Annotated in this window: 12 protein-coding genes; 6 read left to right on the top strand and 6 right to left on the bottom strand. The window is 57.9% G+C overall.

From position 1 onward, the window contains the following. Positions 1-110 precede the first annotated feature (110 nt). The 3 genes from J2S96_RS16615 to J2S96_RS20255 are packed head-to-tail and all read left to right on the top strand — an operon-like array spanning position 111 to position 3,210. Positions 111-1,445, top strand: a complete 1,335-nt coding sequence (locus J2S96_RS16615) for a hypothetical protein (protein ID WP_306865850.1) — start codon at positions 111-113, stop codon at positions 1,443-1,445. Further along, a complete protein-coding gene (locus J2S96_RS16610; protein WP_306865848.1) occupies positions 1,445-2,266 on the top strand; it encodes an alpha-1,2-fucosyltransferase in 822 nt (273 codons plus the stop codon). Before J2S96_RS16615 ends, J2S96_RS16610 begins: the two co-directional genes overlap by 1 nt. Beyond that, positions 2,149-3,210, top strand: coding sequence for a glycosyltransferase family 2 protein (locus tag J2S96_RS20255; RefSeq protein WP_370873145.1), 1,062 nt, complete (start codon positions 2,149-2,151; stop codon positions 3,208-3,210). The genes J2S96_RS16610 and J2S96_RS20255 overlap by 118 nt, the downstream gene beginning before the upstream one ends. Before the next feature lie 11 nt (positions 3,211-3,221). Here the strand turns inward: J2S96_RS20255 and J2S96_RS16605 are convergent, their stop codons facing one another. The 5 genes from J2S96_RS16605 to J2S96_RS16585 form a co-directional block, all read right to left on the bottom strand. Continuing rightward, complete coding sequence (locus J2S96_RS16605; protein WP_306865846.1) at positions 3,222-4,352, bottom strand: glycosyltransferase family 4 protein; 1,131 nt, start codon at positions 4,350-4,352, stop codon at positions 3,222-3,224. Position 4,353: 1 nt separating this feature from the next. Beyond that, positions 4,354-4,842, bottom strand: coding sequence for an acyltransferase (locus J2S96_RS16600; protein WP_306865844.1), 489 nt, complete (start codon positions 4,840-4,842; stop codon positions 4,354-4,356). 49 nt (positions 4,843-4,891) lie between these two features. Then, on the bottom strand, positions 4,892-5,689 hold the full coding sequence (locus J2S96_RS16595) for a WecB/TagA/CpsF family glycosyltransferase (RefSeq protein ID WP_306865841.1): 798 nt from the start codon (positions 5,687-5,689) through the stop codon (positions 4,892-4,894). A gap of 83 nt (positions 5,690-5,772) precedes the next feature. Continuing rightward, complete coding sequence (locus J2S96_RS16590; RefSeq protein ID WP_306865839.1) at positions 5,773-7,269, bottom strand: polysaccharide biosynthesis tyrosine autokinase; 1,497 nt, start codon at positions 7,267-7,269, stop codon at positions 5,773-5,775. Between the two features lie 368 nt (positions 7,270-7,637). After that, positions 7,638-8,015 carry an Lrp/AsnC family transcriptional regulator gene (locus J2S96_RS16585; protein ID WP_370873150.1) on the bottom strand — a complete coding sequence of 126 codons (378 nt, stop codon included), beginning with the start codon at positions 8,013-8,015 and terminating at the stop codon, positions 7,638-7,640. 258 nt (positions 8,016-8,273) lie between these two features. Here J2S96_RS16585 and pdhA point away from each other — a divergent pair, with 258 nt between their 5' ends. The 3 genes from pdhA to J2S96_RS16570 are packed head-to-tail and all read left to right on the top strand — an operon-like array spanning position 8,274 to position 12,075. Then, the gene (gene pdhA, locus J2S96_RS16580; protein WP_306865835.1) at positions 8,274-9,506 is read left to right on the top strand and encodes a pyruvate dehydrogenase (acetyl-transferring) E1 component subunit alpha; all 1,233 of its coding nucleotides are present in this window, start codon (positions 8,274-8,276) and stop codon (positions 9,504-9,506) included. After that, positions 9,503-10,630 (top strand): alpha-ketoacid dehydrogenase subunit beta, encoded by a 1,128-nt coding sequence (locus tag J2S96_RS16575; RefSeq protein ID WP_306865833.1) that lies wholly within the window; start codon positions 9,503-9,505, stop codon positions 10,628-10,630. The genes pdhA and J2S96_RS16575 overlap by 4 nt, the downstream gene beginning before the upstream one ends. A 2-nt stretch (positions 10,631-10,632) precedes the next feature. Continuing rightward, positions 10,633-12,075, top strand: coding sequence for a dihydrolipoamide acetyltransferase family protein (locus J2S96_RS16570; protein WP_306865831.1), 1,443 nt, complete (start codon positions 10,633-10,635; stop codon positions 12,073-12,075). Between the two features lie 56 nt (positions 12,076-12,131). Here the strand turns inward: J2S96_RS16570 and J2S96_RS16565 are convergent, their stop codons facing one another. Further along, positions 12,132-13,634 carry a right-handed parallel beta-helix repeat-containing protein gene (locus tag J2S96_RS16565; protein ID WP_306865829.1) on the bottom strand — a complete coding sequence of 501 codons (1,503 nt, stop codon included), beginning with the start codon at positions 13,632-13,634 and terminating at the stop codon, positions 12,132-12,134. Positions 13,635-14,509: the final 875 nt, after the last annotated feature.

The following is a 14,509-nucleotide window of genomic DNA, read 5'->3' as shown; positions in this document are numbered from 1 at the left end:
CTATTGACGTAACTTCGGCAGGACGAAAGGTTTTCACTTCGAGCGTCCTTCTGACGATGGCGTCCATTGGGTTCATGGTCCCAGGCCTCATTCGAACCAAAGTCGCCGGAATGACAATGGGCGCCCACGGCATAGCTCTGTTTGGCCAGCTATCTCAAATGCAGACGCTTCTGATCACCCTCGGAGGCGCGGGACTTGCTACCGCGACGAGAGTGATTCTCGCACGAAATGACTTGAGCGGAAAGGCCCGTGATCAGGCCCAGAGTTGGTTGCTGTGGGTGCCTGCTGCATTCTCGCTCGGGCTCGTCGTGGTTATTACAGCGCTCAATGCCGGGGTTTCACAGATTGTCCTCGGCAGCAGTGCGTATGGATTGGAATCTATTTTTGCAGCAGCTGGCATTCCGCTTGCTGTGGCAGGTCAGATAGTCCTGGCTGCCGCTCAGGCAGGCCGAGAAACTAGCAGACTGGTTGCTTCGGCTCTAACCGCAGCTCTCGTTGGCGGAGCTGTAGTTGCCGCACTGATGGCCACAGGGGATAGTTCCCTAGCCGCTCTAAGTCTGGTTTGCGGTCCCGGAGTTCAGCTTCTTGTGATTGTTTTCATCTGCCGGACGGCGCGGCGTGGGTTCTTGGCCTTTCCACGCCTGGACAAAATCCGGCGCAAGGAGGTCATTGTCCTCGCATCAGCCAGCCTGGTTCTGGGGGCGCTTGCTGCCGGCGCGGAGTTGGCTTCAAGATCGACTGTCGTCCATTTTCGTGGGTTGATCGAGCTCGCGCCGTATCAGCCCGTTGCTCTCCTCGTGACGACCTCGATGAGTTTGATCCTCGGAGCCGTTGCTACATCGTCCCTTGTGGAACTTGCAAGTATCGACAATAGAGGCTTGATAGGCGAAAGGATCACAGAGATCGCGAAGAGGATCCTCCCGTTCTTTGGATTGATTATCTCGCTTGTAATTGCACTCTCGCCCTTCGCAGTCAGCATCCTTTTTGTACCGACCCTGGTTCATTCGTCAACTGCACTGATCGTGTTCGCGTTTGCTGGCGAACCTCTTCGTGCGTTGGCGTGGATAGCGGGTTCGTGCTTCTTGCCCCTTGGCCAAAGAAGAACCTGGCTGGTCGTAGGCCTGCTAACGGTTAGCGTCCAAGCAGCCGTGGCACTTGTGTTCGCCTCGACGGTGGGTGTCTTCGCGATTGTCGCCGGATTGGTCTCGGCGAGCGTAGTCACGCTCGCCGCGACACTTCTTGCTCTGAAGAGATCCAGTATCATTGTCGAAAAACCTGCAGTGATATTGAGTGTTTGCATCTCAATTATAGTTTCGGGTCTACCGCTCTTAAGTTATGCGATCTTGGGGGTCGTCAGTCCGGGCGCTATCTTCTCAGCAGGGCTAATCGGTATTTATATGGTTGTCTATAAGAAATTACAGTCGAACTTGAGAGAAGTGGCCTAATGTCTTTCCTTCGCCCTGTAAGCGTCGTGGCTTTGCGTGGTGGATTTGGAAATCAGCTTTTTGCTTGGGCGTACGGGCAGAGGTTGAATCGCGAAGGTCATCTTGTCCTTTACGATCGAGGAAACCAGCTTGGACGAGGATTCGCATTGCGCGGCCTGATTCCGAACTCGAAGCTCGTTTCGCTGCCGAGTTTCTTTTGGCGCAAAGTAGGGGCATCTGATTCGATGTCATTCCTTCGCAAGAATGGATTTGTGCGGATTGAAGAGCAGGAGTTGCCGCCTAGAAGAATCGATGCTTCGCCGCGGTTGGTTAACTTGCATTGGGGATACTGGCAATCAATGGACTATTTTTTTGAAGCAAAAGACAGTGTTTTCCGAGATATCGAGCAGTGGGTTGGACGAGCCGATGAGCCGCCGGGTGAAACTTGTGCAATCCATGTGAGGCGAGGTGACTACGTCTCAGATCCGAAAGCGGCGGCAGTGATGGGAGCCCTACCGTTAAGCTACTATAAACGCGCGATAAAGCGTATGGAACAAAATGGATACACAAATTTCGTCGTCTACTCTGATGATAGACGCTGGGCGACAGAGAACGTTTTGCCACTAGGGGCGAATATTCGAATTGCCCATACGCGCGATTCGGAGGATTTCGTACGCATGTCCACGTCTGCCGCTCTGATTACCGCCAATAGCTCATTTAGTTGGTGGGCCGCATTTCTGGTGTCGATGTCCGGTGGCGACGTGATAGCGCCATCCGCGTGGTTTGCGGAGCCCACACTGGACTCATCTCGGCTGGTCCCGGACACCTGGGCGTCAATGTGATCCGTTCGCGATTTCCGGAAGGTGTGCGACGGGCCGCAGTTATAGCCATTTGCACATATAAGCGCGAGGGCTTACTTCCAAGGTTGCTCGATGAGATATACCGACAGGTCAAAGAACTTTCGCCTGGATTTGTCGTTAGAATTCTTGTTATTGACAATGATCCAGAAGGCTCGGCAAGCTCCTGTCTAGACCTCCGTAGAAGCGCTGTCGATAAAGATCTATTCACTTATTGTCATGAACCTAACCCTGGCGTAGGCCATGCGAGGAATCTCGCATTTTCGTCGGTGACTGAGGGCGAATGGCTCATCTTTTTCGACGATGATCAGATGCCCGGCCCTGCATGGCTTCAAGAATTTCTGGCGGCGCCAGACCTTTGGCAAGGTGATGTTTTCGTTGGCCCGGTGCGTCCACGTCTTCCTGATGAATATCCTAATTGGGCCGAAGGAGCTTGGGCGTGGTCCAGGCCAGAGTATGCTGACGGGGCAGTACGGCGTCACGCCGGTTTTGGAAATATCCTTATTTCTCCATCTGCCCTCCAAAACTCGGTATGCAAGGTTCCCCGGCCCTTCCTGAACGGTCCGGGTGAGGACACTGCGGTGACATCGGCCTTGACTGCGGAGGGCTATAAGATCGTTCACGTCCTGGGCGCATGGGCGTGGGAAGCAGTCACCGCCGACCGTCTTGAAATTCGCTGGGTAATGGACAGGCGAAAAGCCGCTGGTCGCGTCTGGGCTAGATTGGTCCTGGACGGCCATTCGGGGTCTGCGAGCTTGGCCGTCTCCTTCGTAGGTTTGGTGGCACGTGCACTATTGTTGCGAGTTCGCGCAGCTATACATCGAAGCCCCTCAGATGCTGTACGGGCCAACGCGCATTTGGCGACCGCTGCTGGGTATGTACTCGAAATCCGAGGGTATCTTTCCCGGAAAATCGGAGCAGCCGGCTAATGGAGAGCTGACTACTTCACGTGGACTTGTTTTCGCAGGGACGTCAAGCCCTGCAGAAAGTTGGAAGCCATGTTGTGAACTGAGTACACTTCGGCAGATTCCTCGGTGCCCCTCTTTAGCCCGTCCAAAGCTTCAGTATCATTCAGCAACTCTACAATCGAAGTAGAGTATTCCTTCATGTCATCCCTAGTCACGACGGCATTGTGACCCGGCTGGAGATATTCGAATTCTGGGGCGTGCAGCGGCCAATCTGTGGTTACTATCGGGGTAGTGCTGGCGAAGCTGTCCACTGCCACGAGGCCGACTCTGCCTGGCATGAGAAGCACTTCCGCGGATGCCAGGGCGAGGGCTTTTTCTTCGCCGAACAGAGAACCCAAGTACGCAATCCATGGGTTGCTATCTGCGGCACTTTGCACCAAGTCTCGCCTTGAACCGTTGCCTGCAATAATTAGTCGGAATTCCGGATCGCTTGAGTGGACCTGCTGTGCGGCTTCAAGTAGAAATTCGAGACGCTTGGAGTCGTCAAGCCCGCCGATGAAGATCCCAGTCTTACCTCGAAGGTCGTGCTTGTCTGCGAAAGTTTGTTTCGATACATCAGTGATTTTAGAGATCAGGTTCCGTAGTTCGGTTGAATCTACGGAGTTCTGAACAATTGTGATTCTGTTGGCGGGGAAACCAGCGGCCCTGACCGCAGCTTCTCCCCCTTTGGTGTAGGAGAAGAACCATTCGCCTCTTCTAGTCAGGAACTGTTTGAACCATTCCTGGGCTCGTCCAGTGCTTTTTGTGTACGTCTTTCCATGGCCCCAGAAGGCCACGTGAGCTCCTTGGCGGCGTAACAGAAGCTGGTAGGTCTCGAGGTTCCTGACAGCCTGTTCCAATACGACCACGTCGTATGGGCCTTTTTGCCAAATCGAAACCGGTGACTTGTAGACAAGACTTCTACCGCGTATGTTGAAGAATTTGGTATTCATTCGCGTTGCGTAAGGCTCACTAACAGAGTCGCCACGTTCCTGCCACTCCGGCGGCGGGTTCCCGTGGAAAATATCGATCCGGATGCCTTGCTCCGACGCCAATTCAAGCAGCTTATCGAAAAATGGCTTGCGATACTGAGGGAACCAGGGGTGGATGATCGCAACGCGCATGTCAGCCTTCTTCCAGTAAACGATGGATGCCGCGTCGGTTCAGTTCCGCCCAATGAGTCATGAAATCCGGTTCGCTAAACCGATATTTTCTGAAAGTAGCGGGTGAACCTGCAACGACCGTGTTCGGCGCGACATCACGTGTGACGACAGACCCGGCCGCGATGATGGCGCTGTCGCCGATCGTCACCCCGGACAGGATGACCGCGCCATAGCCAATCCAGACATCAGAGCCGACTAACGTTTGTTTGCTTAGGGCTTTTGGGTTGTCGCCTACCCATTCGGCACGGCGAATTGGCACTCCAACGGTTCGAGTTTCGTGGTCTGTTCTTCCTATGATGCCAACAGCGTTGGCGACAAGAACCCCGTCGCCGATCATCCCGTCGACCTGTATGGTGGCGTTCTTGCCGACATAGACGTCGTTGCCTATCGATAGGCGTTGCGGCGCCCAAATAATCGTTCCAACGCCGACATGGAAGTTGTCACCGACCACGACATTTTTTCGGACTGCCAGTTTCCGTAGGACGAACCGAGATAACGCCCTAATCAACGCGGACTCCTTCAGGGGAGTCATCGGTTCTTGAACGGTGCCTGGCAACCGCCCAAAGGAACACGAGGTTTCCGATGAGATACCGCCTCCACAGCCGACGAGGTTCTGATAAAAGCCTGAACAACCATTCGAATCCCAATTTCGAAATCCACTCAGGGGCTCTACGTTTGGTTCCGGCAGAGAAGTCGAAGGCAGCACCGACCGCAACGGCCAGGACTGGTAATTCCGACGCAATCCTCTCAACTTCCCAATCCTGTTTAGGAGTTCCCAGGCCCACCCAGACAATTTCCGCCGATGAATCTGCTATTGCTTTGTCCTGATGGCGGATCTCGTCCTGGGTCATCGTTCGAAAGGGGGGACTGAAGCTTCCGACGATGTTGACCCCGGGGTGCCTAGCTTGAAGGCTGGCCTCCAGCTGGGAGAGTGTTTCCTCAGTCGCGCCGAGCAAGAAATGCCTGACGTCTGATTCTCGACCGACGTTCATGACTTCTTCGAAGAGCCGTGGTCCGCGAACTTGTTGAAGTCGCTTTCCGCTTCGAGGTTTCCACCAGGTCAGCGGCTTGCCGTCGGGAAAGTTGGCCGTTGAGGTAGCTAACAGCTTCGCATATCGATCATCTCGATGCGCAAGAGCAACGGTGTACGCGTTGACCAAATGGAAGCTGAATCCACGCGGCCGGCCTTGGACCTTTGCTAGACGACAGAGTTCCTCGGTGGCATCACGTAGGGAGGCTTGAACCAGAGGGACCCCTGCAAGTTCCTGCGCGGGGAGTTGAAAGGCTTGAGAACGCATTGGTGATAACCCTTTACAAACGCGAGATTAAGACCGACCTCAACGGCAAGTACTCCGAGTACAGTCAGAGCACTGAGCGGGTTTTATCTGCGGGACATCGGAAAACTACGTGCCGGGCGAGCCTCTGGAGGAGTTGCCTCTTGACCCTGATCGAATAAGGGATCGGGCCGTCTGGACGCGTTTGGTGCTGGAGGTCGCGCCTTTCCCTCCTTGGACTTAGCCTTGGGCGTCTCGTCGTGTGCGTAGTAGCTGTAGGCGTAGGCGTCCGGGCCCTTGACCGGAAGTCGGTTAAGAACGATACCGAGTACTTTCGAGCCCACCATGTCAAGGGCAGCAAGCGACCTCTGGAGGTCCTGCCGAGTGAGTTTTTGAGATCCGACGACCACTACTACTCCGCCGACATGTTGGGACAGAACCGCTGCATCTGTAACTGGAAGGAGCGGTGGTGCATCGATGATGACGGCATCAAACGCGCGTTCAAGGCGCGCAATAAGGTCCTTCATCTCTTCGGAGCCAAGGAGTTCGCTCGGATTCGGCGGAATCTGGCCGGACGTAAGCACGAACAGATTGTCTTCACCCCAAGGCTGAAGGAGATCATTTACATCGGCTAGTCCCACCAAAGCGGTGGTGAGGCCTGCACCTCTGTCCAGACCCAAGTAGTCATTTACTGCGGGCCGACGCAGGTCGGCGTCGAGCAGGCACACTGTCTGCCCTGCTTGAGCGAGTGCAATAGCTAGATTCGTTGATGTGGTGCTCTTTCCCTCGCCAGGTACGGATGACGTGACTAGGACAGTCTTAGCGTGCTGGGATACGTTTGCGAACTGAAGATTTGTCCGAAGCTGCCGAAACGATTCGGCCCGGGGACTCCTTTGGGCGGTCTGTGTCAGAAGTGGCTTCTTTTCGGCGTCTAGGTCGAACGCAATTCCGCCTAAGAGCGGAGCGTCCGTTACATGCCGCAAGTCTGCCTCACCGCGGATTCGATTATCGAGGGTGGTCCTCAGCACGGCAGCCCCGACCCCCAGAGCCAGTCCAACCAGTAGACCCAGAAGCAAATTGAGGCGCGTATTGGGCGATGAGGGATTGGCCGGTGCGATTGCGGGTTTGATAACTGACAAGCTGACCGGGGAAGCTCCGCCGGTCTTAGGCTTTTCCAAGGAATCAACGGCAGTCACTAGGCTCTTCGCGACGGCACCTGCGATCGCAGCCGCCTGAACCGGGGAGTGGTCAGTGACCGCCACATTAATGAGAACCGTGTTGGCGTCTGTCGTGGCCGTCACTTGCTTGGCTAGTTCTTCCGCCGTGCTGGACAACCCGAGGCTGTCGATAACAGGTTGAAGTACTACTGGCGAGTCCACGGTCTTTACATAGGACTGAACGCGTGCCTGGCTGAAGGTGTTGCCCTGCTGAAGCTCTTGGATTGTTCCGGAACCTTGGATGGCAACAAACAGCTGAGTCTCGGCCGTGTATGTGGGGGGCGTCAGCACAGAAGCGCCTCCGCCAACAAGCAAGCCTGCGAGAGCGGCGGCCGCTATCAAAACCCAATGCCTGCGCAAGATTCGCAAGTAGTCACGTAGGTCCAAACCGGATCCCCCTGAGTCGGTTGATGGAACTGCCGGAAGTCATGCCCCCAGAGCAGCATATTTCGTGCGGTCCTGCTCATCATACCCGGCAGTTCTCGCATCGAGTTTTGTTTCGTCACTGGTGCTCCCGAGCGCTGATTTGCGCGGTTTCGAAGGTGGCAGCCCGTGCTGGTCTTACATCTGTGTCAACATGGCCGATACTTAATTCAGGGAACTCTCAGGAACATCCAAAAATGGAGCACGCTTTGCCGTATATAGACATCAACCCTTACCGCAATCCAACGCGGAAACGGTTCAAGTATGCGGGGTTATTTGTTTTGCTGTGTATAACCGCAGCTGTCGTCTACCTGGCCCTATCCCGATAGCGCCTACCGCGTATCCAGATCCTCAAACACCAGGAACGTCTGCGTATCCTGCACGCCCGGCATTGACTGCAGCTGGTCAAAGATGACCCTGCGAAGATGAATATTGTCGGTGGCGCGGACCAGCAGGATGACGTCGAAGTCGCCACCCACCAGCGCAATGTGCTGTACCTCCGGAATGAGCCGAAGCTCTTCGCGGAGCTCGCGCCATGAATGCTGCTGCACCTTGAGGGTGACATAAGCCGATGACTTCAGGCCCGCCTTGATGGGATCCACCAGCGCGGTGAACTTGGTCAGCACGCCTTCGCCAGTCAGGCGGGAAATTCTCGAGTACGCGTGCGCCCTGCTGATGTGGACGTTCTCCGCAACCTGAGTGACGGACATCCGGCCGTCGCGCGTCAGCTCGGCAATGATGTCCCTGTCCACTTGGTCAAGGGGAACCTCCGCCTGATCAATTTCTGCGTCCACCACCGCACCTCCAATTCGTCCACGGTGCGGGCCCGTTACCCAGCTCACAATGACAATCTGTCTTCCAGACTAGAGGTTTTCGGCAAGCTTTTCCATGATTCTGCCGGACGCTGGATACGAAACTTCTCCATGGAACATACTTGTGGCAAATAGTGGATAAAGAAGGACGGACCAATGACGATCTCCGCGGACCACGAGGCCCAGGGTCTGGCTGACGCCCGGCCCGACGGCACCGACTCAAACGACCAGGCTTCCGAAGTGCGGCGCAAGTTCGGCATCAGCGTGGAAGACTACATGCTGCCTGCCCGCCACCAGATCCAGATGGTCGATCCCACCGGCGTGCTCAAGCCCGAAGATGAACAAGGCACCGAACCCGGCCACGAATACCCCATTCCCGGCGATGCCGAGCTCATGACGGCCTACGAACAGCTCGTCGTCGGGCGCCGCGTCAATGATCAGAACTCCGCCCTCGTCCGGCAAGGCCGCATGGCCGTGTACCCGTCCAGCCATGGTCAGGAGGCGTGCCAAGTGGCCGCGGCCCTGTGCCTTCGGGAAGGCGACTGGCTGTTCCCCACCTACCGTGACGCCGTCGCCGTCATGGCCAAGGGTGTAGACCCGGTGGAGGCGATGACCATCTTCCGCGGCGATTGGCACGGCGGCTACGACCCCACCAAGCACAAGGTGGGCATCCAGTGCACTCCGTTGACCACCCAGCTGCTGCACGCCGTCGGCGTTGCCCACGCAGCCAAGCTGCGCGGCGAGGACACCGTGGTGCTGGCAATGTGCGGCGACGGTGCCACCAGCGAAGGGGACTTCCACGAAGCCCTCAACTTCGCGGCAGTCTTCCACCTCCCGGTGATCTTCTTTGTCCAGAACAACAAGTACGCCATCTCGGTGCCACTGAGCCAGCAGTCCGTAGCCCCGTCGCTGGCACACAAAGCCGTGGGCTACGGCATGGCCGGTGAACGCGTCGACGGCAACGACCTCGTCGCGCTGCTCGCCGTACTCGACAGGGCAGTGAAGCTCGCCCGGGAAGGCTCCGGCCCGCTCCTGATCGAGGCCCACACCTACCGCATGCAGGCCCACACCAACGCCGACGATGCAACCCGCTACCGGGCGGACAGTGAAGTGGCCGAATGGACCGCCAAGGATCCCATCAGCCGGATGACTTCCTATCTCACCGATCGTGGACTGCTCGACGACGACGGTGCCGCCCGCATTGCGGCAAAAGCCGAGGCGGTTGCCACACAGCTTCGTGAAGGCCTGGGGGAGGACGTCCCGGTCGATCCGCAGAACCTCTTCCGCTATGTCTTCTCCATACCCACTCCGCAACTCAAGGAGCAGTCCGCCCTGCTCGCCGATGAACTCGCCCGTGAGGCATCCAGCCAGAAGGAGGCAGGCAAATGAGCCCCGCCGTCACCACATCCTCTGAAGCCACCGCGCGCGTAGCAACAGGCGACGTCAGCTCTGCCACCGCAAGCGCGGCCGCCAGCGCAGCAGCGGTCGCCGAAGCCTCCGGTCCACAGACCATCACCATGGCCAAGGCGCTCAACACCGCGATGGCCGATGCAATGGAAGCCGACTCATCGGTTCTGGTGTTCGGCGAAGACGTTGGCCGCTTGGGCGGGGTCTTCCGCATCACCGATGGTCTCATGGCCACCTTCGGAGAGACGCGGTGCTTTGATACTCCCTTGGCTGAATCCGGCATCGTCGGTATGGCCGTGGGTATGGCCATGAACGGAATGCGCCCCGTCATCGAGATGCAGTTCGACGCCTTCGCTTACCCGGCCTTCGAACAGATCGTCAGCCACGTGGCCAAGATGCACAATCGCACCAAGGGCGCCGTCAAGCTACCCATGGTTATCCGTGTGCCGTACGCCGGCGGAATTGGCGGCGTGGAACACCACTGCGACTCCTCCGAGTCCTACTACGCCCACACCGCGGGCCTGAAGGTTTACACCCCGGCCACCGTGGCGGACGGCTACCGGATGCTTCGCGAAGCGATTGACTCCGACGATCCCGTGATGTTCATGGAACCCAAGAAGCTCTACTGGTCCAAAGACCAGGTGGACTTGAACGCGCTGCGCGAAGAACACGCCGCGAACGTTTCCGCGGGTTCCAGCAGCGAGGGTCGGGCCGCCGTCGCACGCCCTGGTACTGACGCGACCCTTATCGCCTACGGACCCTCAGTCCCGACCGCGCTCGCCGCGGCCGCTGCCGCCGCAGAGGAGGGCCGCTCGCTTGAGGTGATCGATGTCCGCTCGATCGTTCCCTTCGACGACGAGACCGTCAGCGCCTCCGTGCGCAAGACCGGCCGCGCCGTGGTGATCGCCGAAGCACACGGCTTTGCCTCAGTGTCCTCCGAGATCGTTGCTCGCGTACAGGAACGCTGCTTCCACTACTTGGCCGCGCCCATCCGGCGCGTGACTGGCTTCGACGTCCCGTATCCGGCTCCGAAACTGGAGCACTACTATTTGCCAAGCGTCGACCGCATCCTCGACGCCGTTGACGATCTTCAATGGGAGAACTGACCATGAGCTCAGATATGCAGGTGTTCCTGCTTCCGGACCTCGGCGAAGGCCTTACCGAGGCCGAACTCGTCAACTGGCTGGTTGCCGTGGGCGATGAGATTCGTGTGGACCAGCCGATCGCCGAAGTTGAGACCGCGAAGTCCATGGTGGAAGTGCCTTCACCGTATGCGGGCATTGTCGCCGTGCTGCACGGCGAGGCCGGCCAGACGCTCGACGTCGGGAAGCCGCTGATTTCGGTGGCCCCTGTTGGGGCTTCGGTTCCTGAGGAGTCCCGGGCCACGGACGAAAAAGTTGCCGAGGCGCCCGCTGTTTCCGCAGCGGCGGAGGCCTACAGGACCGAGGAGAAGGCCGGATCGGGGAACGTCCTCATCGGCTACGGCACGTCCGGTGGCGGCGAGGCTCGGCGTACCAGGCCACGTAAGGCTCCTGCATCAGCGACTGCTCTGGCCGCGGAGCCCGACATTGCCGAACTCGCGTTGTCTCGTACGCGGATTCCAGGGAAGCTCTCCGCAGTGATTTCCCCTTTGGTGCGGAAGATGGCTCGGGACCATGGGGTCTCGCTGGACGAAGTGCCAGGTTCGGGGGAGAGCGGGCTCATCCTCCGGCGCGATGTTGAAGCTGCGATCGGTTCAGCTCCCCGCGAGGGTGGTCCTCGTGAAGCTGCTCCTGTCGAGGCGCCGGCCGTGGTTGAGCAGACCACCGGTGTGCAGGACGCGCGAACCGGCCTGTCTGTTGCTTCCCGTACTCCGGTTCGTGGGGTGCGCAAGGCTGTTGCGGCGAACATGACCCGCAGCCGGTCCGAGATCCCCGAGGCGACTGTCTGGGTAGATGTTGATGCCACTGCGCTCCTTGAGATGCGTGCAGAACTCAAGAAGCGCCATCCGCACGGGACTCCTGGGTTGCTCGCGTTCATCGCCCGTTTTGTCACGGCTGGGCTAAAAAAGTACCCCGAACTGAACACTCGAATCGTCACCGCCGAAGATGCGGCAGGCGGCGAGATGCAGGAGATCATCGCGTTCGACGGGATCAACTTGGGCTTCGCTGCGCAGACGGACCGCGGTCTGGTGGTTCCTTCTGTCCGCAACGCCCACCTGATGAACGCTCGCGAGCTGGACACGGAGATCCGCCGGCTCACCGCCGTCGCACGGGACGGCAAGGCGACGCCGACCGAGCTGGCCAGCGGCACGTTTACGTTGAATAACTACGGGGTGTTTGGCGTCGACGGCTCCGCCGCGATCATCAACTACCCTGAGGTTGCGATGCTCGGCGTAGGCCGCATCATCGACAAACCCTGGGTAGCGGATGGGGAGCTCGCCGTCCGCAAGGTTGCCGAGCTGACGTTGGCCTTCGACCACCGTGTGTGCGATGGCGAAACTGCTGCCGGGTTCCTCAGGTATGTCGCGGACGCAATTGAGAACCCGGGGACGGCGCTGGTGGATTTGTAGGGGGAAGTCATGGCCAAGCTGACGCCGGCCGCTCAGTGTGGGGCCAGCCGCCTGGTTTAACCGACTTGAACGGCTCTACCTATCTCCATCCATAGAGAGCCGCTGAGCATGAACGTCGCGCTCGTCTGACGATTCGCGGTGGTGTTGCTTGGCGCGGACCCGCCGGCGAAGCGGCAGTTCGTCGGCCAAGAATAGGTGCGCCCACCCGTTGCGTCTTGCAACCAGCAAATGGTGATCTGTTGGCCCTGATGCCCGTTGGTCAGGGTGCTGCTAGTTGCATTCGCCTGTAACGTGACCTGGAAAGAATTCGTCAATGACGCATCGAACGCCACAACACCGGCTGATGTGAGAACGGTAGACACTCTCATTCCCCGCTCGGCAACAGAATTGTTGATGTAAGTGTTTGTATTCGATGAGCTGTCGTTGAACGACTTGCCTTGAACCATATTTCTTGCGGCGTTGCCATTGACGACGTTGTTTGACGCTGTCGCACCAGTTTGCACAGCATAGTTGAATCCAGATCCCGTTTCGCGGCTGAATTGGTTTACTGAGACGGTGTTGTACTGCGATGTTCCGTCGATGAGGACGCCGACGCCGCCTGTCTTGTAGCCATGATCATAAAAGGCGTTACCGGTGACGAGGTTTCGTTCGATGTTGGTTGCTCCGCCGAATGTCTGCATCATTATGCCGTAATTGCAAGTGTTGATGCGGTTTCCGGTGATCACGTTTCCGCGGCCGCTTGTGATGCCGATTCCGTTCGTGCAGAGGAAGATGAAGTTGTTGTGAATGATGTTGTAATCAGAGTATCCGGCTGAACCCCCTGTGTTATCCATGTGGATGCCGTCGCCGCCAAAGGCCCCGGTTGCACCTTGAAATGTGTCGATTTGGCATCCGGTGATTTCGTTGTCATAGGACGACTGAAAGTAGATCGAGTGGCCAGTGTTACCGGATACGTAGCATCCGCGGATTTGGGAGACCTGAACATCTGAGAATCGGATACCGTTTCCTGCCGTGTTTGTGATGTAACAATCGACGATTAGGATGCGACGGCACGTGACGCCGTCGGTGCCGCCCGCCCCCGAGGCTTTGAAATCCAGAACGTTTCCGCCCGAGCCCATGAGCTTGAGGTGGCGAATCTCAATGTCGCTATCGCCATTGGTCTGGTCGGCGTTGGCAATCAGAGTTGATCTCAGGTTCGACATGAAGATGCGCGACTCGCCCTTATTCGTGTTCCAAACGCCGCCTGAGGCGCCCTCAAGAACCGTCCCAGTTGGGACTGTTATTGTGCTCGTGACCTTATACCGGCCGGCGGGGAAGAATACCGGCCGTCCTGCGCCGGCGCCGGACGAAGTTAACTGCTTAGCGGACGCCGCGATTGCTGCCTGGATGGCTGTCGTGTCATCAGCTACGCCATCTCCGAGAGCGCCATAGTCTCTCACGTTGATGATCAACTCATCTTTTCGGACCGGAGCCTTCCCGCCGACCAAAGCAAGTGCGAAGGTGGGCGACCAGGCCCAGTTGACTGGGTCGAACGTCGTGCCCGACCCGTGCGAAACCACCGCAGAGACGATGTCCCCAGCTGGGGATATAACCTGCTGCCCAGCCGTATAGGCTGTCGCAGGGACCCATTTCGGAACAGTGGTTGCGGCCGGTGCGCAAATGGTGGCAGGGTCGGTGGCACTTAGTGCACTCGGCACCGGGCCCGTTTGCGTAGCGGCTTGGGCTGGGCCCGCGCCGTAGCCTGATACTGCGGCGGCGCCCGTTACTGCGGTTGCAAGCGCCCCCAATCTAAACAGCCCGCGGCGCTGGACGGTGCCCCCGCCAGCCAATGGCGTCGCCCTTTCCCCATATTCTTCGTGCACTCTGATCACCAAACCCCAGAAGACATATACCGGTTGACTAACCGAAGTGATCCTTGTGGTCAGTTACTCAGCTGACGAATTCGCAGACCTGGTTAATCAATATGACCAGAACGCTAAATGGTGCAATGTTCCCGAACCACAGTAGGCGGTACCCGTCTTTTTTGCCGGGAACACTTGCTCGCCGCGGCCCAGGTACGCTCTTTCGTACGGTCCTAATCGTTTGAATACTTGCGCGGAGGTGGGCGAGCTCAACCGTTTGGAGATCTCAAAGAAAGGCGCGGCAGGCGTAGCATGTCGACTCAAGACCCGCCACGACGGGCTAAGGAGCAACTTTCGTTCAAAAAATCCATGAGGTTGACGCGTGCATCCAGAAATGCGGGATCAGTAAACAAGTACAAGATCAGATGAATAGGCAAATTGATGGAATTATGCAAGCCTTGTGAGAAGCGGCATTTTAAAACGCCGGACAATCGGTAGCGGCGACGGCGGGCGGCTGTCCATGAGGTAGTCACGCTACCTTTTTGCGTTCCACGGCGGGTGTGCGACCTTGAACCGGCTGTTTGGTTCCATGG

It is taken from the genome of Arthrobacter bambusae, from assembly GCF_030812595.1.
GTDB classification, from domain to species: domain Bacteria; phylum Actinomycetota; class Actinomycetes; order Actinomycetales; family Micrococcaceae; genus Arthrobacter; species Arthrobacter bambusae_B.
The sequence above is the reverse complement of the archived record's forward strand: the minus strand, read 5'-3'. Positions and strand labels throughout refer to the sequence as shown.